General features: G+C 44.5%; 20 protein-coding genes and 1 riboswitch. Of the genes, 13 read left to right on the plus strand and 7 right to left on the minus strand.

The genetic code is table 11. The features are described from left to right. The 5 genes from MHH86_RS04720 to MHH86_RS04740 all read left to right on the plus strand — a co-directional run bounded on the left by MHH86_RS04720 (position 1) and on the right by MHH86_RS04740 (position 9,610). Positions 1-1,341, plus strand: a complete 1,341-nt coding sequence (locus MHH86_RS04720) for a UDP-glucose/GDP-mannose dehydrogenase family protein (protein WP_036676589.1) — start codon at positions 1-3, stop codon at positions 1,339-1,341. A gap of 685 nt (positions 1,342-2,026) precedes the next feature. Continuing rightward, complete coding sequence (locus tag MHH86_RS04725; RefSeq protein WP_036676586.1) at positions 2,027-3,400, plus strand: sugar phosphate nucleotidyltransferase; 1,374 nt, start codon at positions 2,027-2,029, stop codon at positions 3,398-3,400. Positions 3,401-3,536: 136 nt separating this feature from the next. Beyond that, positions 3,537-3,616: riboswitch (cyclic di-GMP riboswitch) on the plus strand. A 12-nt stretch (positions 3,617-3,628) separates the two neighbouring features. Continuing rightward, positions 3,629-5,179: a glycosyl hydrolase gene (locus MHH86_RS04730; RefSeq protein ID WP_051490925.1), complete on the plus strand. Its 1,551-nt coding sequence runs from the start codon at positions 3,629-3,631 to the stop codon at positions 5,177-5,179. A gap of 153 nt (positions 5,180-5,332) precedes the next feature. After that, a complete protein-coding gene (locus tag MHH86_RS04735) occupies positions 5,333-6,853 on the plus strand; it encodes a glycosyl hydrolase (RefSeq protein ID WP_036676584.1) in 1,521 nt (506 codons plus the stop codon). 51 nt (positions 6,854-6,904) lie between these two features. Next, on the plus strand, positions 6,905-9,610 hold the full coding sequence (locus tag MHH86_RS04740) for a discoidin domain-containing protein (RefSeq protein WP_342479650.1): 2,706 nt from the start codon (positions 6,905-6,907) through the stop codon (positions 9,608-9,610). Between the two features lie 87 nt (positions 9,611-9,697). On the opposite strand, the gene MHH86_RS04745 is transcribed toward MHH86_RS04740, so the two are convergent. After that, a complete protein-coding gene (locus tag MHH86_RS04745; protein WP_339211418.1) occupies positions 9,698-10,762 on the minus strand; it encodes a GNAT family N-acetyltransferase in 1,065 nt (354 codons plus the stop codon). A 194-nt stretch (positions 10,763-10,956) separates the two neighbouring features. Between MHH86_RS04745 and MHH86_RS04750 the strand changes: the two genes are divergently transcribed. Together MHH86_RS04750 and MHH86_RS04755 are read left to right on the plus strand one after the other, a co-directional pair. Then, positions 10,957-12,435, plus strand: coding sequence for a potassium/proton antiporter (locus tag MHH86_RS04750; RefSeq protein WP_036676580.1), 1,479 nt, complete (start codon positions 10,957-10,959; stop codon positions 12,433-12,435). A 187-nt stretch (positions 12,436-12,622) separates the two neighbouring features. Beyond that, positions 12,623-13,078, plus strand: coding sequence for a Dps family protein (locus MHH86_RS04755; protein ID WP_036676579.1), 456 nt, complete (start codon positions 12,623-12,625; stop codon positions 13,076-13,078). Positions 13,079-13,172: 94 nt separating this feature from the next. Here the strand turns inward: MHH86_RS04755 and MHH86_RS04760 are convergent, their stop codons facing one another. Together MHH86_RS04760 and MHH86_RS04765 are read right to left on the minus strand one after the other, a co-directional pair. Continuing rightward, positions 13,173-13,877, minus strand: coding sequence for an AIM24 family protein (locus MHH86_RS04760; RefSeq protein WP_076179877.1), 705 nt, complete (start codon positions 13,875-13,877; stop codon positions 13,173-13,175). 49 nt (positions 13,878-13,926) lie between these two features. Beyond that, positions 13,927-14,394 carry a hypothetical protein gene (locus MHH86_RS04765; RefSeq protein ID WP_076104226.1) on the minus strand — a complete coding sequence of 156 codons (468 nt, stop codon included), beginning with the start codon at positions 14,392-14,394 and terminating at the stop codon, positions 13,927-13,929. Positions 14,395-14,619: 225 nt separating this feature from the next. Here MHH86_RS04765 and MHH86_RS04770 point away from each other — a divergent pair, with 225 nt between their 5' ends. The 5 genes from MHH86_RS04770 (at position 14,620) to modB (ending at position 19,386) form a co-directional block, all read left to right on the plus strand. Next, entirely contained in the window at positions 14,620-15,306 is a 687-nt protein-coding gene (locus MHH86_RS04770) for a M50 family metallopeptidase (protein ID WP_036676576.1), read from the plus strand. Positions 15,307-15,496: 190 nt separating this feature from the next. After that, entirely contained in the window at positions 15,497-16,183 is a 687-nt protein-coding gene (locus tag MHH86_RS04775) for a hypothetical protein (RefSeq protein WP_036676574.1), read from the plus strand. Between the two features lie 199 nt (positions 16,184-16,382). Next, on the plus strand, positions 16,383-17,348 hold the full coding sequence (locus MHH86_RS04780) for a WYL domain-containing protein (RefSeq protein WP_036676573.1): 966 nt from the start codon (positions 16,383-16,385) through the stop codon (positions 17,346-17,348). A 546-nt stretch (positions 17,349-17,894) separates the two neighbouring features. Then, a complete protein-coding gene (gene modA, locus MHH86_RS04785; RefSeq protein WP_176462621.1) occupies positions 17,895-18,689 on the plus strand; it encodes a molybdate ABC transporter substrate-binding protein in 795 nt (264 codons plus the stop codon). A 40-nt stretch (positions 18,690-18,729) separates the two neighbouring features. After that, positions 18,730-19,386, plus strand: a complete 657-nt coding sequence (gene modB / locus MHH86_RS04790; RefSeq protein ID WP_172628881.1) for a molybdate ABC transporter permease subunit — start codon at positions 18,730-18,732, stop codon at positions 19,384-19,386. Positions 19,387-19,764: 378 nt separating this feature from the next. On the opposite strand, the gene MHH86_RS04795 is transcribed toward modB, so the two are convergent. Next, positions 19,765-20,760, minus strand: coding sequence for a helix-turn-helix transcriptional regulator (locus tag MHH86_RS04795; protein WP_076179876.1), 996 nt, complete (start codon positions 20,758-20,760; stop codon positions 19,765-19,767). A gap of 66 nt (positions 20,761-20,826) precedes the next feature. Then, complete coding sequence (locus MHH86_RS04800; protein WP_305953520.1) at positions 20,827-21,462, minus strand: polysaccharide deacetylase family protein; 636 nt, start codon at positions 21,460-21,462, stop codon at positions 20,827-20,829. Between the two features lie 394 nt (positions 21,463-21,856). Here MHH86_RS04800 and dgt point away from each other — a divergent pair, with 394 nt between their 5' ends. After that, complete coding sequence (gene dgt / locus MHH86_RS04805; RefSeq protein ID WP_036676565.1) at positions 21,857-23,266, plus strand: dGTP triphosphohydrolase; 1,410 nt, start codon at positions 21,857-21,859, stop codon at positions 23,264-23,266. A 75-nt stretch (positions 23,267-23,341) separates the two neighbouring features. On the opposite strand, the gene MHH86_RS04810 is transcribed toward dgt, so the two are convergent. Both MHH86_RS04810 and MHH86_RS04815 read right to left on the minus strand, forming a co-directional pair. Then, positions 23,342-23,857: a GrpB family protein gene (locus MHH86_RS04810; RefSeq protein ID WP_036676563.1), complete on the minus strand. Its 516-nt coding sequence runs from the start codon at positions 23,855-23,857 to the stop codon at positions 23,342-23,344. 78 nt (positions 23,858-23,935) lie between these two features. Next, a complete protein-coding gene (locus MHH86_RS04815; protein WP_076141779.1) occupies positions 23,936-24,892 on the minus strand; it encodes a D-2-hydroxyacid dehydrogenase in 957 nt (318 codons plus the stop codon). Between the last annotated feature and the right edge of the window lie 19 nt (positions 24,893-24,911).

Here is a 24,911-nt window from a genome sequence, read left to right on the forward strand (position 1 = left end):
ATGAAGCTGACAGTAATCGGTACTGGGTATGTGGGTCTTGTATCTGGCGTGTGCTTTGCACTGGGCGGACATCATGTCATCTGTGTGGATAAGGACGAGGAAAAGATTAAGAAGCTGAAACAGAAGGAATCGCCCATCTATGAGCCGGGAATCGAGGAACTGATTGAACTGAATCTTCGTGAGGAACGGTTATCTTTTTCTGCGGATCTTCAGGATTCGGTGCGCCGTTCAGATATTATCATCCTTGCTGTAGGTACGCCATCACTGCCTAATGGTGAAGCAGACTTAACCTATATTGAGGGTGCAGCCGCTGAAATCGCTAAAGCGATGGAAGGGCACAAAATTATAATGACTAAATCTACAGTTCCAGTAGGGACAAATGAGAAAATCTCCAAAATGATCTCTAGCCATACCCATCATCCTTTTGATATCGTGTCTGCACCTGAGTTTTTACGTGAAGGCTCAGCGATTCGCGATACCCTCCATCCCGACAGAATTGTCATTGGTCTTGATAATCCAGAGCTGGAACCAACTATGCGCGAGCTTCATAAGGGTTTCACAGAAAATGTATTTGTAACAGATATACGCAGTGCTGAAATGATCAAATATGCTTCGAATGCATTTTTGGCCACGAAGATTTCCTTTATTAATGAGATCGCCAATATTTGTGAAAAAGTGGGAGCTGATGTAACCGAGGTAGCACAAGGAATGGGTATGGACCAAAGAATCGGGTCATCCTTCCTGCAGGCTGGCATCGGTTATGGAGGCTCCTGTTTCCCGAAAGACACTAATGCGCTCATTCAAATTGCGGGCAACGTCGATTACGAATTCAAATTATTGAAATCTGTAGTCGAAGTGAATAAGGGACAACGCTTTATGATCATCTCCAAGCTGCATGAATCACTTGGCAGCCTGCGCGGTTCGACGATTGGGATATGGGGGCTTGCCTTTAAGCCTAATACTGATGATGTCCGCGAAGCTCCAGCCAGAGAGATTGTTGAGGCACTGGTGGCTGAGGGGGCAACAGTCAAACTATATGATCCAATCGCAGCTACAAATTTCAGGCAGCAATACGATCATCCGCAGCTTCGCTGGTGCCATCTGCCAGAGGAAGCGGCTGAGGGCAGCGATGCCGTCTGCCTCTTGACCGATTGGAGCCTGCTCAAGGAGATTGATCTGCATCAGCTGGCGAAAAGCATGCGTAATGGGGTATTGATCGATGGACGCAACGTGTATTCCAAGGAGCAAATCGAGGGTACCGGCCTCGTTTATCATTCTGTCGGCCGCCCGCAGATGGGCGGATTGAGCGGTTATTCTGCTAGTGTGGCTGGAGCGGTTTAATCTAAGTTATATTGATTGAACTTGTGATTTTTCTATTTAGGGATGAGCCGTGACTCCAGAGAATGTTTGGACTTCCAGCCGCTGTTGTCTGCAGATTTCCTGATTTTAACCGCTGATAGCGGTAGAAATCCGCAGACAAAGGCGGATGCTATTGCTCCTCCAGTTCCAAAATTCTCTTCCGCCACTTCGTTCCCTTATTTTAAGGTTCTAAGCAATTTATAAAGTTAGGTACTCTGATTATATACCGCAGTAGCAGTAGCATTTGTAGTTGTCATTGTCTCTGTCTCTGTGGTGGCAACTAGTCTTGCTCTTGTAGTTGCAGTTGTTCTTGCAGTTGTTCTTGCAGTTGCAGCTGCCTCCCCCGGAGCAGAAGCAAATCTTTAGAAAAACGTGCTCGCTTCCGGCTGGTACAGCCCGGTGCGCATGGATCATTGTTAAAAAGTAGTTGGTTAGGTTAAGAACGGAAAGGGAATTTGGAACTGTAGAAACGGAGTGTTCGCCCGAAAGATTTCCGTAGGAAAGCTAGCTTCGAAAGCATATGCTATCCTCGGATTTCTACCGCGAGAAGCGGTCCAATCAGGAAATCTGAGGATAACAGCGATCGGAAGTCCAAAATCCCTTGGAGTGGATTCTACCTAACAAAGACATAGCTTTTAATACATTCCATTCAAGGAGGGTTCATTCTATGAAAATGGTACTTCTATCAGGCGGTTCAGGTAAACGGTTATGGCCGTTGTCTAACGACTCACGTTCAAAGCAATTTCTAAAGGTACTTGAAAGCCCTCAAGGTGAACCAGAATCCATGGTACAACGTGTCTGGAGACAGCTGGAGGAAGCAGGGATGGCAGAATCATCTTATCTAGCCACCGGCCGCGGCCAAGTAGAAATGATACAAAGCCAACTGGGAAGTCATGTGCCGATTATCGTTGAACCGGAGCGTCGGGATACTTTTCCGGCTATCGCCTTAACAGCTACCTATCTTTATTCAGTGGCAGGTGTTTCTCCAGCGGAGACGGTAGCAATATTGCCTGTTGACCCTTATGTAGAAGCATCCTTTTTCGATACCATAGCTATGCTTGAGGGGACCATGCTGGAAAGTGGAGCAAATCTGGCACTAATGGGTGTTGTTCCTGAACATGCCTCAGAGAAATACGGATATATTATTCCTACCACTGAAGAGGCGGGGGGGAATGGTTTTATGAAGGTGAGTCACTTTCAAGAGAAACCAGACCGCATACAAGCAGAACAGCTCATCGAGCAAAATGCATTGTGGAATTGCGGAGTGTTTGCCTTCCGTTTAGGGTACTTGTTAGATATTTTGCAGCGTAAAGGGTTGCCTTTAGGATATGAAGAATTGCAGAAGCAGTATAAGCTATTGTCTTCCATCAGCTTTGATTATGAAGTGGTGGAGAAAGAAGAACATATTGTGGTGCAGCCGTATGATGGATTCTGGAAGGATCTTGGAACGTGGAATACGCTGACAGAGGAAATGAGCAGCAAGCATGTAGGAAAAGGTTTTGTGACGGCGGATTCTGAGGGGACTTGCTTGATTAATGAGCTGGACATTCCGATTACGGTAATTGGTGCGAAGGATCTGATCATTGCGGCTAGCCCGGATGGAATTCTAGTTACCCATAAAGCTGAGAGCCCACGGATTAAAGAAGTGCTGAAGACCTTTGAACAGAGACCGATGTACGAGGAACGCCGCTGGGGCCATTACAAAGTTATTGATTATGTGAAATATGATGAAGGCAATGAAGTGCTGACCAAACGGATTTTTATATCCGAGGGGAATAATATCAGCTATCAATTACATCGCAAGCGTAGTGAAATTTGGACAATCGTCAGCGGCGAAGCAAGTATTGTGCTGAATGAGAAAAAACATAATGTGAAGGCTGGGGACGTGGTACGTATACCGGAAGGAACGAAACACGCGATCCTTGCTTTGACGGATGTTGAGTTTATAGAGGTACAGACGGGGTCTGAATTAGTAGAAGAAGATAACATTCGTATTACTTTAGACTGGAATGATATAGAACTACAACAATTCATTTCATAGGTCTAACCTATCTATTTAACCAATTCAAAATTTCTTGAAACAGGTAAATTGACTCAATTATCAAAAAAAGTCATAAAAACACTAAATATATCATTAATTGTCGTCGATACTTACGGTAAGAGAGATTATTTCTCTTAAATTGAAAAGGCAAACCTATCGAAAGGTAGGGACGCAAAGCTATAGGGCCTTCGAAAGAGTGGCAGCCTGGCTACCGAAAGGGAGAATATTTTGAAAGCTTACCGTACGTATCGATTGTTTGGTGCATTTCTGTCACTCGTCCTGTTTCTGACTGCACTTCCGCTTGCTGTTGGGATTTCGCCGTCTATTGTCATAGCTGCTTCAAATTCTGGAACGCCAGTTACCCCAGGTGCCTCACCTGAAGCCGTAAAGCTGCTTAACTATTTTTACTCGATCTCAGGAAAAGGCATTATTGCTGGTCAACATGACTATTTAGAAAGTCCAGATGAAATTAACAATATGCTGAAGGGAACCAGCGGACAATATGCGGCTCTTCACGGTTATGAAATGGGTGCGATCAGTGGTCAGTCCGAAGCAACGATGGCTTGGCAACGTCAAAATGTGGTGAACAGCGCCATCAACTGGAATAAAGCGGGCGGGATCGTAGCTATGACTTTTCATGCTAACCTGCCGGGCACCTCTTATGACTGGGATAATGTGAAAAAAACACTCAGCCAGAGTGAGTTCGATAGTTACGTTACACCGGGTACCAAGCAATATAATAATCTGATCGCTGAGCTTGATAAGGTGGCAGTCTCTTTAAAAAGCTTGCGCGATGCCAATGTTCCGGTGCTTTGGAGACCCTATCATGAAATGAACGGGAACTGGTTCTGGTGGGGGAAGAAAAATAACTTTTCTAAACTATGGAATATAATGTATGACCGTTTTGTTAACGTTCATAAATTAAATAATTTGTTATGGGTATGGAGTCCGAATGCTCCCAATGTTTGGTCAGATCCTTATGCGCTAACTTATCCAGGTGCTGATAAAGTAGATATTCTGGCAGCAGATATATACGAAAATGATTACCAGCAAAAATACTATGACAGCTTGTTGAGTCTAGCCGCAGGCAAACCGATTGCGATCGGGGAGAATGGTGAAATGCCTAATCTGGAGAAGCTTCAGCAATCGCAAAGTAAATGGACGTATATGATGAGCTGGGGAAAAATGCTTTACGAAAATAACAGTGCAGACACAATCAAAACATTTATGAATAGCAACTACACCCTGACCAGAGATAAATTAAATACTGGTCTGGCACCGACACCTAGCGCCGCACCAGCGCCGGCACCTTCCGAAGAAGAGGGGGAGGCAGCAATTCCTCTCGCGAAGGGGCTTGCAGGAGAGTATTACAACAACATGTTGTTGTCGGGAGCAGCAGCTCTTAATAGAACTGATGCAATAATCGATTTCAATTGGCGGCAAGGCTCGCCGGATGCCTCCCTCGGGATTGATCGTTTCTCCATACGTTGGAGCGGTAAAATTAAGCCGTTATATAATGAGCAATATACATTTTACACTACCTCAGATGATGGTATCCGTGTCTGGGTGAATGGGGAATCCGTGATTGATAGTTGGACTAAGCAAAGTGGTACTGAGCGTAAGGGCACTATAACGCTGAAGGCTGGCCGGCTATACGATATCAAGGTGGAGTATTACGAGAATGAAGGCGATGCGAGAGTCCGCTTGATGTGGGAAAGTGCTAGTCAAGCTAAAGAGACAGTTCCAGCAAGTGCACTTTTTCTTCCGGATGTCTCCTGATTGATGAAAATTAAAGGTCGATCCTTAGTGGCTCTGCGTTATTGCAGAGCTACTAAGCTATAGTCCTCATTAGGTCAGAAGACGATTGTCCGATAACAGGTATGTTTATTTAGCACCTGTAGAGGCAGTACAGCTACCGAAAGGAGGATTTATTTGCGTAAATATTATAAGAAAAACAGATTGTTGTTTACTATGTTACCGGTGTTTATTATTTTTTCCTTGCTGCCTTGGGGAGAGGTTAAGAGTCTTCCGAAGGCTATGAGTGTTTCTTCCTCTTTACCTCCGGTTATACCCAGTAATCCATCGGCTTCTGAAGAGGCTAAGCAACTGCTGAGTAATTTGGTGAATCTACGTGGCAAAGGGATTTTGTCCGGCCAGCATGATTATCTAGAAAGCCCAGATGAACTGGTTCATAAGCTGAAGAATACTTCGGGACAAAATGCTGTTCTACATGGTTATGAATTAGGGGCGATTAATAATCAATCCGAAGGGACGATCGCAGAACAGCGGCAAGCAGTGATAGACAGTGCAATTGAATGGCATCACGAGGGTGGCATTGTAGCCATGACATTCCATCAGAGTTTGCCGGGAACATCTCCAGAATGGTCCAATGTAAACAGAAGTCTCAGTCAAGAGAAATTTAATGCTTATGTTACACCTGGGACAGCTCAGTATAAGAGGCTAATCTCAGATCTAGACGAGGTTGCTGGATATTTGGGACAATTGCGTGATGCCGGAGTTCCAGTCTTATGGCGACCTTACCATGAAATGAATGGCGGTTGGTTTTGGTGGGGGAAAAAGGACAATTTTTCAGAGCTTTGGAGTATTGTCTATGATCGTTTTGTAAACACACACAAGCTAAATAATCTACTGTGGGTATGGAATCCGAATGCGCCGAATGAATGGTCAGATCCTTATGCTGCATATTATCCCGGTGGGGATAAACTCGATGTTCTGGCTGCGGATATCTACAATAACGATTATAAGCAGTCCTACTATGAGGATCTGCTCGCATTGGCCGAGGGTAAACCTATCGGAATCGGGGAGAGCGGACAGCTGCCGAACCCGGATGTATTAACTGAGAAACAAAATAAATGGGTCTATATGATGACCTGGGGAAAATTACTGACAGAAAATAATACGCTACAGTCAATTAAAAGCTTTATGAAAGACTCGTTTATAGTATCGAGAGAGGACTATGTTCTCACAACAGGAGGTCCTTCGATAGCACCCGTAACTCCGGTAACCCTAACGGGTTTAACTGGAGAATACTATAACAATACTGATTTAGAGGGAGAAGCGGTACTTATCCGCGATGACCGTAAGATTGATTTTAATTGGCATGGTGCGTCACCTGCCTCAGGGATAAATGAAGATCACTTTTCTGTACGCTGGAAAGGGAAGCTCAAACCCAAATTCAGTGAAAAATATACAATTTCAGCATCCTCTGATGATGGAGTCCGTGTCTGGATTGACGGAAAGCTGATCATCGACAATTGGAAAAATCAAAGTGCAACCCTTCATAAAGGAAGTATCCCGCTCACAGCTGGAACGCTTTATGATATCCAAATTGAATATTATGAGAATGAAGGAGATGCCAATCTTCGTTTGCTATGGGAGAGTTCCAGCCAGAAGCAGCAGGTAATTCCACAAGGGGCATTGTTCCTTCCTTAATCTAATGAAATGATAGGGTAAGACATTCCGGAAGAAAGAGAGGACCTATGGATGGGAATAACGAGGAGAATATCTAATAGAAAAAATAAGATATCTGCAAACAAACCATTACTGTTATTACTAAAATTCGCCGCATTAACCGTCTTGTTTCTGTTGTCTGTCTCTGTCTTCGGAACGAATAGGACAAACGATTATAAGGTAGGTGCCAATATACCGAGACTATCTGCAGGAACTGATGCTGCAGCAGAAATACCGGATGGTACTGTGATCTGGAATCTGGGACAACATGATGGCTCAGCAGCTGAATTCGCTACGAGTGGCACTTCTGGCAGCAAGAAGGACTTTAATGTTACTTCTTCGGTGCTCAAATCATCGGCTCTGCAGAGCTTGCCTGCAGGCTTGAATGGAAAGACCCAGCCGGAATTAACGATCACATATCAGCTAAATAAGATCCCGGAGAATGGGGTCTTATTTAGCGTAGGTATTCTGGATGCGTATAAATCCGTGCCGCAAATGAGTGTGTTCTCCAATCATCAATTGTCGGGGATCATTCAAATTGCGGGCGTTGCTGGCACAGAAAGTGAATATAGCTTTCAAAAGACCTATGAATTATATATTCCCAAGGAGCAATTGAAGATAGGAACGAACGAATTGAAGCTGCAAACGGTTCGCTGTTTATATTGCAGTGACAAAGAAGACGAATATTCCTGGTGGACTTGGGATAATCTCCGTTTAGAGTCTCTTAACGCTCCAATTTCTGAGCCTATCCATGGCAGCTACACATTGACCGGAACAGTAGTGAATAATAAGCAATTTTATTTCGATGAAGGTGCAGTTACGCACTTGCCTTATGTTATCAAATGGCTAGGTATGGCTTATAGCGGCAATGTGATGCGAACCAGCTGTGCCAGCGATGTTGGGCGGTCCTGCTCGGATATGATGGAATATTACAAGGTGTTGCAGGATTACAACATGCAGGCGGTTGCTCTGTATTTGCATACTGGTGATATTAAGCTTAAGGCAGACGGATCGTTGCCCGCTGATGCAGAGAAAAAGCTGACGGATTATTTTGAGCAATATAGCCCCTATTTTCAATATTATGAGGTAGATAATGAGCCAGGATTATTCAATCGTTCTAAGGCAGTTAACTTGGCGATTGCGGACTGGCTAAATAAAAAGGGCAAGCAAATCGCGCCCCATTTACAAACTGTTGCTCCGGGCTGGGCGTATTGGCCGAGTTACAGTGAGGATTCCTGCGGTAATCAGAAGGGAACTGGGAAAGAATGTGGAGATCCGGATGGCTGGGAACGTGATCCAGAGCAACGTATGGAGCTGGAGAAGGTTACGGATTTGACCAATGGACATTCCTACGGGGACTCTTATATTTTTAGTAATGGAGGAAGCTTTACTGAGAATTTGAAGACCTTCACTGGCGCAGAAAATGGACTCGGCAAAAAAATGCTGACCACTGAATTTGGTACCTCGGACAGTCATGTGGATGCCTATCAATACGGGGCAACGGAGCGGACAGCGGCTGTATTCGACCGGATCATGCGTGCACATATTGGTTATGCGGATATGTTTGTGCAGCATGCTGCTTTTTTTAAGGATTTCAGTTTATTCAAATACGGGTTTAATTTAGAAGAGCATGATCCGGCGACCACAGAGATTTATTATACAAAAGAAAATGAGGATTCACGTGTCAGCATCATGAGAAGGCTCAGTCTTGCCTATGCTACGCATGGAGCTCCATTAACTTATCAAGTTGCCAACAAAGATGTGTTAGCCGACAAGCTGGTATATGTTCGGGCCGTGGATACTTCTACATTGAAGCCTCTTGCGGGAAGCGGAGCGACCTCAAATAAGGTGCTGGTTAATTTCGTTAACTTTGAGTCTACTCCACAAACTGTGAGTGTAAATGTGACTATGCCGAAAAACGGGGTGTATGAAGGGGAACGTTTTGGAAACGGGGATACGTATGAAAAAGCAAGAAGCTATGTAACAGGTAAAAAGGCTACTCCCACGTTAACTTTTACGGAGACACTTGCTCCAGGAGAGGCTGTGCAGTATATTTTGCAGCCTTCCTCTGAAGTAAAGCCGTCGGCCCCTAAAGGATTCAAAGCCGCAGCAACAAAAGGTTTAGCTGTAAAATTAAATTGGTTGGAGGCACCGGGAGCAAGCTACGAGCTGCTTCGTGCTGAAGGTAGCGGGGGGGAAATGAAGGTGGTAGCCACCGGTGTGAAGCTTACAGAATACACGGATCATAATTTACGTGAAGGGACGTTATATACCTACGCGGTAAGGGTATCAGGTTCAAATCTACTTTCCGACAAAATTCAGATTACAGCCACCGGCCTGGTTCCTCTGGATCGGACAAAGTGGAAGGTAACCTCAAATGTGAATACGGTGGCATCAGCTCCAAGTCTGGCCATCGATGGGGATCGGCGCACGCGCTGGGATACGGGGAAACATCAGGTTTCTGGAGAGTATTTTCAGATTGATCTGGGTGAAGCACATGAAATTGAGAGAATAGATTTGGACAGCACGTTATCACCATTTGATTATCCAAGAGACTATGTAGTTTATATTTCTGACGATGCTCAAAACTGGAAAAAACTCACGTCTGGTAAAGGTACGAAAGAGCTTACTAAGATATCCGTTTCTAAAGTGAAGACGAGGTATGTAAAAATTGTACAGACCGGAGCCGGCGGGAATTATTGGTCTATTCAAGAGCTACAGGTGTACTCCAGAGAATAAGCAATCCTTTGAATTTATATAACTGTTAATAGAGCATACTAAATAACCTCAGCGGGATCATTCTCCCGCTGAGGTTATTTTTGTGCTTTAAATAAAATGGAGACCAGACATATAAGGTAATGGAATTGCCTCAGATTCCCCTGAGGAATCTGAGGTGCGAAGCGGGCTCGCTGGATCAAACAGCAGCGAGATCAGCTCCTTGTCGTCCACGGACGACAAGTCGAGGCTACGCTTGCGGCATACTTCCGTCTGCCGCAAAAGCGATTCCCGGTCTGCGATGCAGACCGTCCCGCTGTTCGCGCCGGCGCTTAAGGAGGCGCCGGCGTCCCGCAGAAGCGCGAGCAGGCTGCGCTCCTGCCACGGCACAGGCACTTGCAGCGTGCCAACGCCGCTGCACAGAGCCGCCTTGGCCAGCAACGCCGCTACCGCTTGCGGCTGGCCGGCCCAATCCACCGCCGTCGCTGGGCTCGGCGCCGGTACATCCGCCGCGGGCACAGCCATCGCGGCGAACCCCTCGATGCTGCCGTCCCGCACGGCTACGAGTGTGCGCTGGGACAAGCCCAGCACACCCGCGTAAGCCTCGGCACCCAACAGCAGCGCTAGCTCACCCGGACTGTACATCTGTCCGGCTTCGCGTTCATTCAGCAGCCGGTTGACGGCGAAGAAGTCGCCCGGCTGCATTGGCCGCAGCGTCCATTCTTCCCCTGCTGCGGCAGCAAGTGCGTGAGCCGAGCTTGCGTTCAGCTCGGCAAATTGCGTACCGCCGAACGGTACGCATCCCGCTCGGGTATACAGCGAGCGGTCACCCGAGACAAAGATAAGTGATGCGCCAGCATTCGCAGCATGGGTCTGGCATAGCTGTAGAAGCTGACCGGCTAGTCCCTGGCCGCGATAAGCAGGATCTGTGCAAACTGCACCGATGGAGAACACGTTCAGGAGAGTTTCTCCAGTGCGGATCGTGGAGGGCACTAATCCCATAAAAGCAGCGATGTTACCGTCCTCGGCAACGGCTGCATAAGAGTGAGTGTAACCAGGGCTAAAAATCAGCGGAAACAGCTCTTTCATAGAAGTGTCGCCGGCTTTGCGAAAGATGGAATGGGCTAGAAGAGCGGCTTGATCCAGCTCCGCAGGTTTAATTAATCTCAATTGCATTTACAGTCAGCCTCCTTATATGTAAATACGAGCAGGGTAGGAAGGAATTATTTTAAGTATAAGCCCCAGCGGATGAAATCTTCAATCCTGCTTATATTATTCAATGTCTCAAAAGGATGTGGATAAGGGTAATAACGTACATAAATAAGGAAGCTTATATTTTAAGCTAGAAGAGAAAGGGAAGTGAATAAACGGTGACCCAACTTGCAGATAATATCATATTATTGCTGGCAGCTCTCTTACTTGTAGGTGTGTTTTCCACCAAATTCTCCACTAAATTTGGAATGCCAGCGCTAGTGCTTTTCCTTGCTGCGGGGATGGTACTGAGTCAATTTATCTTTTTTAACAATGCTTCCTTAACACAAATGGCCGGGATTTTTGCGCTGGTTGTTATCCTGTTCGAAGGTGGGATGCAGACCAGTATTAAGGATATCAAGCCTATTATTCGGCCGGCATTATCCTTATCTACGGTAGGCGTATTGTTAACGACAGCTATCGTTGGGGTGTTCGCTAAGCTGATTCTTGAGGTGTCATGGGCGGAAAGTTTTCTGTTCGGAGCTATCGTGGGTTCGACTGATGCGGCTGCGGTCTTTTCGGTATTAGGCGGTAAGAATATTGACAAACGACTGACCTCGACACTCGAAGCGGAATCAGGCAGCAACGATCCTATGGCGGTGTTTTTGACAGTATCGCTGATCGAATGGATTCAGCATCCGGATATGGCGATATGGGGACTTGTGCTGTCCTTTATATGGGAGATGGCAGTTGGTTTGGTGATAGGGATTGTACTTGGCAAAATCGCAGTATACCTTATCAATCGAATTAACCTGGATTCCACGGGGCTTTACCCGGTATTGGCGATTGGATTTGCTGTCCTAACCTACGGGTTATCTGCACTCGTTCATAGCAGCGGCTTGCTGGCTGTCTATGTAATGGGTCTTACCCTTGGCAATTCTGAGCTAATGTATCATCGAACAATTATGAATTTTAGTCATGGCTTCGCTTGGATGATGCAAATATTTATGTTTATATTGCTGGGTCTACTGGTATTTCCACAGGAGCTGGCAGAGGTGGCTTGGCAAGGTATATTGCTGTCCGTCATTCTGATGGTTGTGGCAAGGCCCATTGGTGTGTTTATAAGCTTGCTCTTTTCCAAATTCTCTATTCGTGAAAAAACACTGATTTCCTGGGCAGGCCTGCGCGGAGCCGTTCCAATTGTACTGGCAACCTATCCGCTGCTAGCCAATCTTCCCCACGGACGACTGTTCTTCAATGTGGTGTTCTTCGTCGTGCTGACCTCAGCAGTGATTCAAGGAACAAGCATTTCACCGCTGGCTTCCCGGTTGAAGCTGGTGGGGCAAGAGGATTCAGCACAGCCATCACTGATGGAGCTGGTCGCCCTTGGCAAGACAGATTCCGAGTTCAACCACATAGGAATTGAACCTTACATGCCCATTGCCGGGCAGAAAATCTCCGATATTGGACTGCCAGATGATATCTTATTTACTGCTATTATCCGGAATAAAAGCATTGTCACCCCCCATGGCAGTACCGTCATTGAGCCAGGGGATACTGTATATGTCTTAAGTCCAAAGAGCAAACGCGATGAGATGAGGGCTTTTTTCCGGAGTCAGAAAGGGAAGACGGCGGAGGAAAATATATCTTTGATTTAAGTTTAGAAAGAGGCTGTTATCCAGAGTGTGACAGAGATAATAGGCGGTATAACAAAAGTTATGCTAGAATCGGCAACATGTAAATCTTCAAAGTGGTTGCAAAAAGCAAAAGGATGTGTTAAATTGTATATAGATTTAGAACGAGTCTAAATACAATGTAATAAATTAACCATAGGAGGTTTTATTAATGAGTACACAACTAAAGAGCCAAACTGAACTGCACGCTGCTTTGAACCGCCAGACCGCGAACTGGTTCCTGCTTGGGGTAAAGCTTCATCATTATCACTGGTATGTTAGCGGATCCCAATTCTTCACGCTGCATGAGAAGTTTGAAGAACTCTACAATGAAGCTGCTGGTTATGCAGATGATTTGGCTGAGCGCCTGCTTGCTATTGGTGGACAACCTGCCTCCTCTATGAAACAATATTTGGAGCTTTCCGATTTACAGGAAGCTCGTGGTGGCGAAGATGCCAAGGGTATGGTAATGGAGCTGGTTAGAGACTTTACGACTGTCTCTAAAGAACTGCAAGCTGCGATTGCTACTGCAGAAGAACTGGCTGATCAACCTACTGCGGATCTGCTGATTGGTATTAGAAGCAGCATTGAGAAACATGCATGGATGTTGAATGCTTTTATCGCCTAAGACAACAGTCTTATAAAGGATAGAACCACAAAGAGCGCCTGCGTATAGGATACGCATGGCGCTCTTTGTTTTGTTGTTTTACTGCTGAACACAACTATTTAATAAACACACCCCCGAAGGGGACTACCTCGCGTATAAATCGTTTAACAATTCCATCATCGTTATTATCTCTTTCGAATCGGCGGTTCTGACGTCCTGCCTGAAACAGCACAGGCCCGTGACCTGTCATCTTCCAGTGATAGCTCATATGCTGGCTAGCCAAATGGTTGCCGTAAACGGTGAGCTCCAGCTTGGCATTCTCAGGGTAGGCAATAATGCTGCCTGCATCGACATAAAGGGGGTTGGTCGGATGCAGTACAGCTTCACAGACCGTACCCTCCGTCAGTATGCCAATCATGCCATTGCCCGAAAATTTCACCTTTACAATATCCCGTGTAACGAGCACATTTTTCATGCTTAGCACCCGGGTCTCCAGCGAAATACCTATACTGTAGAAGAAGAGATGCTTAAAGTCGTACAGCAGATCGCTTTTACCATCGAGCTGCAGGATTTTTATGCGATAGCCTGGCGGAAGGGCGGCAACGAAATGGCAAGGACCTGCCATATCGGAACGAATCAACTTTCGCTTGCGGTATATGCCCTTTACATCCATAAATCTGTCCGCTCGTCCTGAGGAAGGACCTTGATAAGCGATAATTTGTTGTGGATGGAGTACATGAACCTCTTCCTTCTCCTGAAGGGAGAAGGCTACGGCTTGTCCGCTTCCACTGTCGCTTTCATCTTGGATATCGATGTTCATAGTTCATCTCCCTCATGCTGTGACTGTGATCTTCAATGAATACGTAAGACTAACGCAGACGATCGCCTTTTCGAGAACGGTAAAGCATGCTGAAACGAATAAAACGGATCAGTATAAAATAACCTAGGATTAGTCCAATCCCTGTAAAAATAGTCACTTTGATTTTATGATAATATTCTTCGCGTGCCGTCCGGTCATTTTTTAATTCATCAACCATCTGCGTCAGTTGGCGATTCTGCTCTTGTAGGCTTTCGTTCTGTATCCGGTAAGCTTCCATCTCCTGCGTGGTATTCGCGAGCTTATCCTTTGCCTGCTGAAGCTCTTCAGCAGTTTGCTGAAAACCTTCCTTTAATTCATTCACTTCGTTTGGCAGCTCGGAGAAATTTTTAACTCCATTATAGATATCACTGAATATATTAGCTTTTGCTACAGGAGCTGGCAGGCATACAGTAAGCGTCAGCAAGAACAGGAGCGAATATAACAGCTGTAGATATGCTCGGGATTTATGTTGCTTCATCTATATAATCACCACCCAATTTAGGCTTGTAGTTCTTTTATTTTAACACAGCTTGACAGCTTCTGACAGCGTACGCCATGGGACTGGCAATGCTTATAATGAAAGTAATTTTTACCTCCTTAAGGTTTTCGTTTACTCATTATTAAACACGATCAGTCCGTGATTATCTCGATTGAGAAGAGGTACTATTTATCGTATACTTTGGACGAAAGGGGCTGCTGTCGATTGAACAAATGGCTTAAAACAATATTGCTTCTGATCGGATCTGCTTTTTTGACTAGATTGATCCCATTTTCATCTTTGTTTCGGAATTTAGACACGATGATTCATGAATTTGGTCATGCTCTGATGACCTTACTACTGTCGGGTAGTGTGCTGAGGATTGAATTATACGCAGATCATAGCGGTGTAACCTATTCAGCCATTCAAGAAGGGGGCAAGGCAATATTAGTTTCCCTCTCGGGTTATTTGCTAGCCTCCTTATTTGCACTTCTGCTCTTCTATTTATATAGTAAGGGACGCCATGATTGGGGCCTTATCTTAGCTACGGGTGTGGCGTTGATTATGCTCCTGCTATACGTACGAGGAAGCTTTGGCATGATGTGGTTGGGCGGATTTATTGCGTTAAATATTCTAATGCTGGTGGTTTGGAAGAAGGCCAGCAAATATTATTATTTGTTATTGGCCTTTTTAACCTTGGAGGAGTCTGTAATGGGAAGTTTATTTCTGGTATACGCGGCTGCTGTATCACCGTCCCGTGCAGGAGATGCCAGCAATCTGGCAAGAATGACTCCCGTACCGGCTATATTTTGGGCCACACTGTTTTTTATATTTTCTCTGTTGTGTGCCAAATGGGCACTGGGACTATTTTTCAAGCGAGAGCGAGTGCAGACTAAATTAGGGAGTCGATGAGAAAAAAACATAAAATTTTCGTCATAAAAAGACAAAAGGGGTTGTTTTTACAAGAGTCAGTCTACTAAGCATGTAGAATGACTCTTTTTTTGTCGATAATATAGAACCGAACATACATTCCATGACATGGAGTTGTCCGCCATTATTGGTACATTAATAGAAGACCCAAAAAAAGAAAGAGGTGGAAATAATGATAGAAAGTATTCATCCCGTATTCACATGGAGTCAAAATCGTATTTTTGCAGGCGGCAATCGTAATGTTATCTTGCTTGTCGAATGGAAAGGGAATATGCCTTCAGAGCACAGCCGACCCAGCAGTTATAAAGTGGTTGCACGTGAAATCGAACTGCGGGTTTGGCTTGAACCCCATGTAACTTTTAAGCGCTCGTATGGGTGTGAGTTTGAAGTCGGTGAAGGCAGTTCGCTACTTCTTAAGCTTGGCAAAATAAAAACGGGGCAACGAAAGTTTATTGCACTGGAATTCAATATCTCTACTACTATTGCAGGTAGATATGAAGCTCTTTCCTTACAGTGGAAATATAAAAAGCCAACCGTAGAGCGTGTTCAAGAGCTTCCAGTAAAGGTTCTTGAGCTAGAATACACTCATCATACTCAGGTTCTGAGTGAAACCTGCTGCTTTCATGTAGAGAAACATCTGGAATTGTTAAAAACAGCTGAAACGATTGAGGAGGCAACCACGTTGCAAAATGAAGGACAACATAGTCAAGCTCATGAAATGCTCTGCCGTCACGCAGATAAATTACTATTACTAGCCGTACGTTCTGGAGATCCTTTACTACTTAAAGAGGCCGAAATGTTGTATAAACAGATTGGATTCGAGTATCAGAAGCGGGGTAAAACTGCTACTGGAAATTGATATAGGACATACAACTAGAAGATGCATATTGACGAAAAAAGACCTATACATAAATTTGTTTTGTCAGCGGGTTCGGCGGAAAATAATCAGAAGAATTGTAATATAAAATGTGGTAACATAGTAAAAAAGTTCTATCACACTATTACTTTTTTTCATAAAATAATGGGTCTATTTAACCATAAATCAAGGGGAACTGAATATGACAGACCGATTAATCCGACTGATGCGCATTATTACACTTGTTCAAGCCAAGCCAGGGATATTAGCCCGTGAATTGGCGGAACGCTGCGGCAACAGCGAGAGAACGATATACCGGGATATGGACGCGCTTAGCGCCATGCATATTCCTATAACCCACCTTGGACATGGAAAAGGCTATGCTTTTATTGGCAATTTTGCACTTTATCCTTTGGATTGGTCGGAAGAAGAGGCGGCTGCGTTTTCGCAATTACGCTATATTATGGAAGATATTAAACCCGTTCTGCCTATCGATTTTGAAGGCGCTTATGAAAAAGTAGTCGCAGCTGAATACAAGCGAAAGGCAGAGCGGGAAGAAACGATAGAACGTGCAAGAAGAGAAGCAGGTACAAGCTGGTTGGAAAGAAGCGGTGCACAGATGGAGCATCAATCTTTTTTAACACCTATTTTGGAGTCTTTATTAAAGCAGAGGAGTATTCAAGCGAATTATTGCGAGAATGCGGTGGAGGAGAAGGAAATAACCATCGATCCTTATTGTTTAGTCCCACTGGAAAATCGTTTTCATCTCATTGGATTTTGCCATCATCAGGGTGTTATTCGTACATATCATATCAACGATTTTTCAAACGTGAAGCCATTAAACCGCTGCTTCTCAAAGGAATCATTTGATTTGCAAGCTTTTATGAAGCAAAAATGGTCACTTGACCGCGATAGTTTGCAGGTAGAGTTTAAAGTGAAATTTTCGGAGCGAATCATGGAAGGGCTAAAGAAAGAGGATTTGCCCTATAAGCCGAATAAAGTAGACCGTCAAGCTCGGTGTTGTTATTTTAAAGTCGCATTGGAACAAGATATTGCATTTGTCCGCTGGATTAAGCGATTTGAAGAGGATGCGGAAATTATAGAGCCGTTTTATTATCGTGAAGTGCTCAGGCAGCAGTTGGAGAAATGGATATCGCAATATAAATAAGATGGATTCTCACCTTCAAATGAAATATTCGTTTACATATATTGTTACAAATCAAAAATTATAGAATATTTCTCTTGTTTGGTGAGTCTTTTTATAATACCACATACATTTAATAACATAATTGCAATTTAGAGGTTTTTTTATCCTCGAATTTGACCTTTGTTCAATTTTATACAGAAGAGGGCTATTCTCTAGATCCATTTGATTCTTAAAAATGAATATATTAATCCGGGTGAGCTTCTTGGGGGAGTGGATTATCCATTATGTTGAATGTACTTGGCTTTAACCTGGTGGGTGACGGTCAACATGATGTGCTTGGCCCACAGATGAAGAATTAATATCATTCGTGAAATAGGTGTCTTTGCAGCCCTATTTAGGGGAGTCAGAGGCATCTTTTTTGTGTGCAAAAAGCCAAAATCATCATTATATATTGTCTAATTATAACAATATATAACTAAACATATCTAAACATATCTGTAGTTATAGAAAAACGAAAAAGTGTATGCTAGAATAGCATCTAAATATATACATACGAAATTGGGAGGAATGGAAATGTTTAAGAAATGGACACTCTCCGTGATGGGGATATTGGCAATCGTTCTGGTTGTGAATTTATCTGCAGGTCCAGGGGGAGAGGTGCAAGCAGCCACCAAGAAGACTGAAATTATTGTTTCCGCTGCGGCTAGTTTGCAGGATAGCCTGGATAAGATTGCCCTCCTTTATGAAAAGAAACATCCCGATATTGATTTGGTCTTTAATTATGCAGCATCCGGTACTCTGCAAAAGCAGATTGAGCAAGGGGCTCCGGCGGACCTGTTCTTCTCTGCAGGTGATAAACAGATGAATGCACTGGTGGAAGGTGGACTTATCTCCGATCATAAGGTTCTGCTTAAGAATCAATTGGTTGTAGTCGTACCCTCAGATTCAAAGGTTAAATTAACAACGATTACTCAGCTTACGGATAAAGCTTTTAAGAAGGTGGCAGTGGGACAGCCTGAATCTGTACCAGCGGGTCAGTATGCTCAGCAATCATTGACAGCGAAAAAGGTCTGGGATCCGCTGCAAAGCAAACTCGTATTTGCCAAGGATGTGCGTCAGGTTCTCTCTTATGTAGAAACAGGAAATGCCGATGCCGGTTTTGTCTATAAGACAGATGCGCTTACTTCAAAGAAAACTAAAATCGCTTTGACGGTCGGTCCACATGTACACAAAGCTATTAATTATCCGGCAGGCATCGTGAAGAGCTCGAAGAATCAAAAGGCAGCTAAGGAGTTGTATAGTTACCTTCAAAGCAAGGAAGCTAATGATATCTTTGTTAGTTATGGCTTCCTGCTTCCTTAAATAGAAATTACGAGTAGAAGCGGGTGGAATAAGGTTGGAAATAAATTGGACTGATTTCTTCGCCCCGGTATGGCTTTCCGTAAAAATATCTGTGATTACAAGCATTATTGTATTCATTTTGGCAACAGCTGCTGCGAAGGCTATGGCGGGCCGGAAGTTTCCCGGTCACAGCTTGGTAGAGACTATAATGCTGCTTCCGCTCGTATTGCCGCCGACGGTCGTAGGATTTGTGCTTTTAGTTATTTTAGGCCGACGAAGCTGGATCGGCAGATGGTATGAACAGATGACGGAGCAGACGATCCTGTTCACATGGGGGGCAGCTGTTATCGCCGCTGTAGTCGTAGCTTTTCCACTCGTATACCGCACAGTGAAGGCGGGTTTCGAAGGGATAGAAGCAGATCTTGAAGATGCGGCGCGGGCACAAGGGGCAAGTGAACTGCAGGTACTGCGTTATGTCACGCTGCCGCTTGCGGGCCGGTCGCTGGCAGCCGGTTATGTTCTTGGTTTTGCCCGCGGTCTTGGGGAGTTTGGCGCTACCATCATGGTAGCTGGCAATATTCCGGGCCGCACGCAAACCTTACCCACAGCGATCTATGTTGCGGTAGATGGAGGTAATATGACGCTCGCGTGGATGTGGGTATGTTCAATTATTGTTATTTCAGCCGCTATGCTGATGTTTGTGAATCGGCGTTCTTAAAAAAACACCAGACAGCGATTCTCCGGTTATTGGAGAGTTGCTGCCTGGTGTTTTTGGTTTGAAGCGGGTGGTTTGAGCAGATGCTGGGCAAGTGAACCCGGCAACTTTGATGTCAGCTTCTAGCGCCGTCGGATTTTGATGGAGTCTGTGAGTTAACTGCATTCTATACAGTTATTCCGTCTGCATAAGGAATCGTTCTAACTTTAATTGTATTCTATACAACTAAAACTAGAAAAGTCGCCTATGGGGTAGTAAATCAAGAGAAATAGGTGTACCAAATACAGTTATATCTAATTTGCGAGTTATTCGAAGTAATATAGTTGTACGAAATACAGTTAAACGCTTCTGCATAATGCTCCCGTCTTCTGCTGTGACCCATTAAGTCTCATAAATTATCGTCCCTGTTTCCGTGAGATCATATCCGTGAATGGACCCAAGCTCACTCTGGAAGGCTGGTGAACGCAAAATATCAATCACGGCAGCAATCCATTGCTCATGATCCGGTTTTTTAATCATCACCAGATCGTAGCACTCCTGAATCATAGGAACGAAATCAACACCGTCGACAATCTTAGCGGCTTTCTCGGTGCCGATGGCTACATCTGCTTCTCCCCGGACCACTTTACCGGCAACTGCCAAATGGCTGTTCTCCTCGTTCTCATAGCCTGATAGGCAGGCTGCTGGAATGCCATGCAATCGAAGCTGTTCATCCAATAATACGCGTGCACCTGAACCTCGTTCTCTATTGATCAGCGTGAGTCCGTTCTGCTCTAAGTGAGACCATTCATGAATACCCCTGGGATTCCCTTTTTGTACATAAAAACCTGCACTTCGGGTAAGTAGGCGAACTACAACATAAGAGCATCCTACGAGTATTTTTCGGATATAGGGTAGGTTGTATTCTCCAGTATCCCCGTCGAGCAGATGTGTGCTGACAATGTCCGACTCCCCTTTATACATGGCTATCAGGCTATCAAGACTCCCGGCATAAGAACGAAGAGGGCGTTCAGGCAGAGCCCGTTCCAAATAGGTAGCTAGAATATCCAGTGACATATCCTGACCTGTAATCACCAAGCTGTGTCCTACAGTTTTAAGGTGGGGAGATTGTGCTGGCATTTGAGCTGGATTTGTACCGGAAAAGGCCAAGGGTATTGCTGGTGGAGTCTGGGCCATTATAGTAGTAGGATTAGCGGTGGACGCCCCACTCCGTGTATTTTGTTTGTAGGTTTCCAAATCGGATTGATCCACGCGCATTTGTTTTCCTACACGGTAGGAGGGGAGCTCCCCTTTTTTAATTAGATCATATACTTTTAATTTTGATATTTTTAATAAGCGGGCAATTTCCTCTGTCGTATAGGATGTATTATCGGACATGACAAAAGCCTCCAGAACTTCATATTAGGACAAGACTACCCTATTTTGAAGTCCTGTGCAATTAGCCTATTGTTGTTTACCCGCCTGCTGTGTACTGGATAATTTGATCAACTCAGAGACAGTGACAAATCGAAAGCCTTTCTTTTCTAATTCCGGCAAAATAATTTTAAGAGCTTCTCTAGTTTGTGACTGCCCGTGCACATGATCATGAAATAGAACGATGTCCCCATTACGTGCATTTCGAATGACCTTGTTCGAAATACTGTACACGCCTGGGCGATTCCAGTCACGAGTATCTTGATGCCAGGACCATAATATTGGCTTCAAGCCCATATTGTTAGACAGATCAACTAAGGTCTCGTCATACATGCCGCCTGGTGGTCTGAACAGTGAACTATGTTTACCGGAGACTTTTATAATCTCTTCTTCGGTCAATCTTAGCTCCTGCTCAAATTGTGCTTCATTAATAGGTTTTTTAAAATAAACGTGATTGTAGGTATGGTTAGCTAATTCATGCCCCTCAGCAATAACTCGTTTCGCTACCTCTGGATAGGCTGCAATTCTTTTTCCTATCGCAAAAAAGGTGCATTTCGCATGATATTGATTCAATACCTTTAAGATTTGATCGGTTTCAGAAGGGTCAGGACCGTCGTCGAACGTCAATGCAATCACTTTTTGGTTAGTATGTACTTCCCAAATCATGTCTCCTCTTTTTTCGTAGTAGTCGCGGTTTTTGCTTGGACTACCTAGAGCAGAGTTCGTGAAGCATAAAAAGAATGCAAGGGTGATCAACATAATTTTGCTGCAAGTTTTCATCATTTCACCTGTTTTTTTATTTTAGAGTGCTCCTTTTGGGGGTCGGTATATTCATAGTTTCAGTTTTGTATAGGCAACCAGTCTTTTTTCGTGCTCATTCTTCTTTCTACTATATCTTCATGTACAGGTTATGAGATTCATTTTGGCTTCTGACGATTACATAGTTATCCACGTGACCGTCTATAATTAAATTAGCCTTTGTATTTTGATGTGAAAATTGTTATGAAAATGCCTTATAATGAAGTACTATATACAGACATTTGGTTAGGGTGGTGGGAACATGACACTTATTGAAAAAAGAGAACACCGGCAGTATCCGGAGATTACCCGCCTAGAAACGTCGAGAGCTGCTTATGAGCGTGATTATTCACGCCTGATTCATTCGCCTACTTTTCGGAGGCTGCAAGGTAAATCACAAGTATTCGGGGCTGGGACGGGTGATTATTACCGCACGCGTCTGACTCATTCACTTGAAGTTGCACAGATTGCTCGTGAGGCGGCGAAAAGTCTGCTGCGATCGTATCCAGAAGTGGAAACCACCAAGGCGGAGAATCCGGGTCTTGTTATAGATCCAGAGGTAGTGGAATGCGCAGCTATCGCTCATGATTTTGGCCATCCTCCCTTTGGACATAAAGGGGAAGAAGTGCTGGATAATATTTTGGAACAGCTTATTGAAAAGAAAACTAACGAAGCTGCGCTGCAATCAGTTGCAACGGGTGTGGATCGCCTGCTGATCCATGAGCAGATGAAGCAACGTTATGAGCATTTCGAAGGCAATGCCCACAATTATAGGCTGATTATGTTTCTGGAGAAGCGTGAGAATATTGATGGGCTAAATCTGTCAGATGCTGTGCTGCTAGGCATAAATAAGTATCCTTTTCCCGGCACCTCGCTGAAGAAGGGGATGTACCTTCACGAATGGGGATATATTTCGGAGATCCGCAAAGAGTGGGGAATACCGGCAGGTAAGAAAACGTTAGAGGCTCAGCTTATGGACCTTTGTGACGATATCGCTTATTCTGCACATGATCTGGAGGATGGGATTAAAGCCGGAAAGATTGAAGTGCATGAACACTTTATGCATGATTCTTATATCCAGCGGTTAATCGTAGAGAAAATCACCACGCTCGAGGATTTCTTCTGGAAGGGCTGGGAAGAGGAAGGCATTCGCGCGAAGGTCGAGGAAGTGCTCAGTTCATTTCTTCGGGTTTGGAAGGAAAAAATGCCAACCTGCGAAAATGACTATTCCCGCACTCGACGTGAAGTTAAGGCTTATTGGGTAAGTACCTTTGTCGCCAGCTTGGGAGTGATCCAAGATGGAGACTGGAAGAAGGTCACCTTTATAAAGGAAGGAAAAGAAGACGAAGATATGCTGCGGACCGTAAGTGTGCTGAAAAGCTTCGCGTGGGTTACTATGATCCGTGATTTGCGTGTGCAGCGGCTGCAGAAACGTAGTGAGTGGATTTTGCGCCGTCTATGGGGAGCATTTTTGGATCCACAGACCTCTAAAGCCATTATTCCATCGGATTGGCTGCAGCGATTTGAGAAAGATCAGAAGCAGGCAAAACCGATTTGGACCTGGGAGCATATGGTGATTGATTATATCGCAGGGATGACTGATGCTTTTGCAGAGAAAATATATAATGAGCTGTACGGACTGAAAGTCGGCTCGATTTATGATTTGGATTAGAGGCTCTTAGACAAGTAGTCCCTGCTGTTCATTTAGGATGATCTAAATGAACAGCAGGGGCTATTTTTATAAGGATTATTGATTTAAATACCACTCATATGCAGTTCTTTCAAGATTAACCACAAATTCTTCTTTCCCGTCTATATAAGCTGCAATGTCCTCTGGGAATTGTTTGGCAAGAGTATCCTTCAAATCTCCGTACTGTTTAACCGTCTCCGGATGTGATCGAAGGTAGTCTCTTACAGCCAGATGACGGTCGATATCTATCTTATTATCCATTTGGAAGACATGAACATGATGGGTTCTGCTATTTCCGCCTTTTCTGAAATATCTTCTGCCACTGATACCGAACTCACCCATACATTCATAACCAAGTGCTGTCATTTGCTGGTTGAACTCATCTACAGCTTCGATATTTCGTACTACAGGCATTATATCTATGATTGGTTTAGCTTTTAGTCCGGAAACAGAAGTGCTGCCAATATGGTGAATATCAACGAGGGCATCAGCAAAGATGTCTTTAATCTTCTGAGCTTCTTCAATGAACATTAGACTCCATTGCTCGTTAAATTCTGTGACCGTGACCTTCATTTCACTAACCCTCTCTTTATGGATAACTTTGGATTTTCTTATTATAGAACAGATGTTCTTGTTTTGTAAAGCATATTATTAATATTGCCGGTCGTAATCAACAAGATTTAGAGAAGGTGTGCCTGATGATAAGTAAGACTTCACATTTTCGGTAAAAATATTAACGATCCGGTCAGCGTATTGATCTGTAATTCCAGCGGAGTGTGGAGTGATGATTACTTGCTCCATAGACCAAAGCGGATGATCCTGCGGAAGGGGTTCGGTCTCAAAAACATCCAACCCAGCGCCACGGAGTTGTCCGCGATTCAATGCATCGATCAGAGCCTCAGTATCGGTAGTTGCGCCACGGCCAATGTTAATGTAATAGGAGCCTTCTTTAAACGCGGAGAAGCTGGTGGCATTAAATAAATGCTTGGTCTCATCGGTAATAGGAAGGGTATTGATGATGAAATCGCCTTGGCTTACAGCTTCGGATAAACGATCTGTTGTATAGATTTGATCAAAGTCTGCGACTGGCTTACCGGAACGGCTGACACCGATAGTCTTCATCCGGAAGGCTTTAGCAATTCTGGCGGTTTCACTGCCGATCGCTCCAGTTCCAGCTATAACGGCTGTTTTGCCGGACAGCTCGCTTTCACTGCCATCAGATTTCCAAATCCGGTTCTGCTGATTGCGTACAGCCGTATGCAAATTACGTGTGAAGAGAAGGATGAACCCGAAGATTACCGCAGAAATAGGCTCGGCATGCACTCCGCTCCCACTGGTGAGCAGGACTCCTTGTTCCTTAAGACGATCGAGAGGAAGTTTCTCAATACCAGCAGACCAGGACTGAACCCAGCGAAGGGAGGACTCGGGGCGAAGGATTGTATCCGAAATACCTTTAGCCCAGCCGATTACGATTTCTGCGTCTGCAAGCAGCTGCAAATCTGGATTTTTGGCGTCTCCTTGTGTGAATGTATAGCCTGGGGCAGCCGCTTTGATCCTTTCCTGCTGCTGAGATGTAAGTGGTTGTAGACATACTATAGACTTAGTCATGATGTGTTCCTCCTACTTT

Source organism: Paenibacillus sp. FSL F4-0097 (assembly GCF_038593125.1).
In the GTDB taxonomy this organism is placed as follows: domain Bacteria; phylum Bacillota; class Bacilli; order Paenibacillales; family Paenibacillaceae; genus Paenibacillus_AQ; species Paenibacillus_AQ odorifer.

What these genes read in the sequence shown, in the direction of transcription:
- MHH86_RS04720 (WP_036676589.1), top strand. Translation starts at nt 1, where the DNA reads ATGAAGCTGACAGTAATCGGTACTGGGTATGTGGGTCTTGTATCTGGC.
- MHH86_RS04725 (WP_036676586.1), top strand. Translation starts at nt 2,027, where the DNA reads ATGAAAATGGTACTTCTATCAGGCGGTTCAGGTAAACGGTTATGGCCG.
- MHH86_RS04740 (WP_342479650.1), top strand. Translation starts at nt 6,905, where the DNA reads ATGGGAATAACGAGGAGAATATCTAATAGAAAAAATAAGATATCTGCA.
- MHH86_RS04745 (WP_339211418.1), bottom strand. Translation starts at nt 10,762, where the DNA reads ATGCAATTGAGATTAATTAAACCTGCGGAGCTGGATCAAGCCGCTCTT.
- MHH86_RS04755 (WP_036676579.1), top strand. Translation starts at nt 12,623, where the DNA reads ATGAGTACACAACTAAAGAGCCAAACTGAACTGCACGCTGCTTTGAAC.
- MHH86_RS04760 (WP_076179877.1), bottom strand. Translation starts at nt 13,877, where the DNA reads ATGAACATCGATATCCAAGATGAAAGCGACAGTGGAAGCGGACAAGCC.
- MHH86_RS04765 (WP_076104226.1), bottom strand. Translation starts at nt 14,394, where the DNA reads ATGAAGCAACATAAATCCCGAGCATATCTACAGCTGTTATATTCGCTC.
- MHH86_RS04775 (WP_036676574.1), top strand. Translation starts at nt 15,497, where the DNA reads ATGATAGAAAGTATTCATCCCGTATTCACATGGAGTCAAAATCGTATT.
- MHH86_RS04780 (WP_036676573.1), top strand. Translation starts at nt 16,383, where the DNA reads ATGACAGACCGATTAATCCGACTGATGCGCATTATTACACTTGTTCAA.
- modA (WP_176462621.1), top strand. Translation starts at nt 17,895, where the DNA reads ATGGAAATGTTTAAGAAATGGACACTCTCCGTGATGGGGATATTGGCA.
- MHH86_RS04795 (WP_076179876.1), bottom strand. Translation starts at nt 20,760, where the DNA reads ATGTCCGATAATACATCCTATACGACAGAGGAAATTGCCCGCTTATTA.
- MHH86_RS04800 (WP_305953520.1), bottom strand. Translation starts at nt 21,462, where the DNA reads ATGATTTGGGAAGTACATACTAACCAAAAAGTGATTGCATTGACGTTC.
- dgt (WP_036676565.1), top strand. Translation starts at nt 21,857, where the DNA reads ATGACACTTATTGAAAAAAGAGAACACCGGCAGTATCCGGAGATTACC.
- MHH86_RS04810 (WP_036676563.1), bottom strand. Translation starts at nt 23,857, where the DNA reads ATGAAGGTCACGGTCACAGAATTTAACGAGCAATGGAGTCTAATGTTC.
- MHH86_RS04815 (WP_076141779.1), bottom strand. Translation starts at nt 24,892, where the DNA reads ATGACTAAGTCTATAGTATGTCTACAACCACTTACATCTCAGCAGCAG.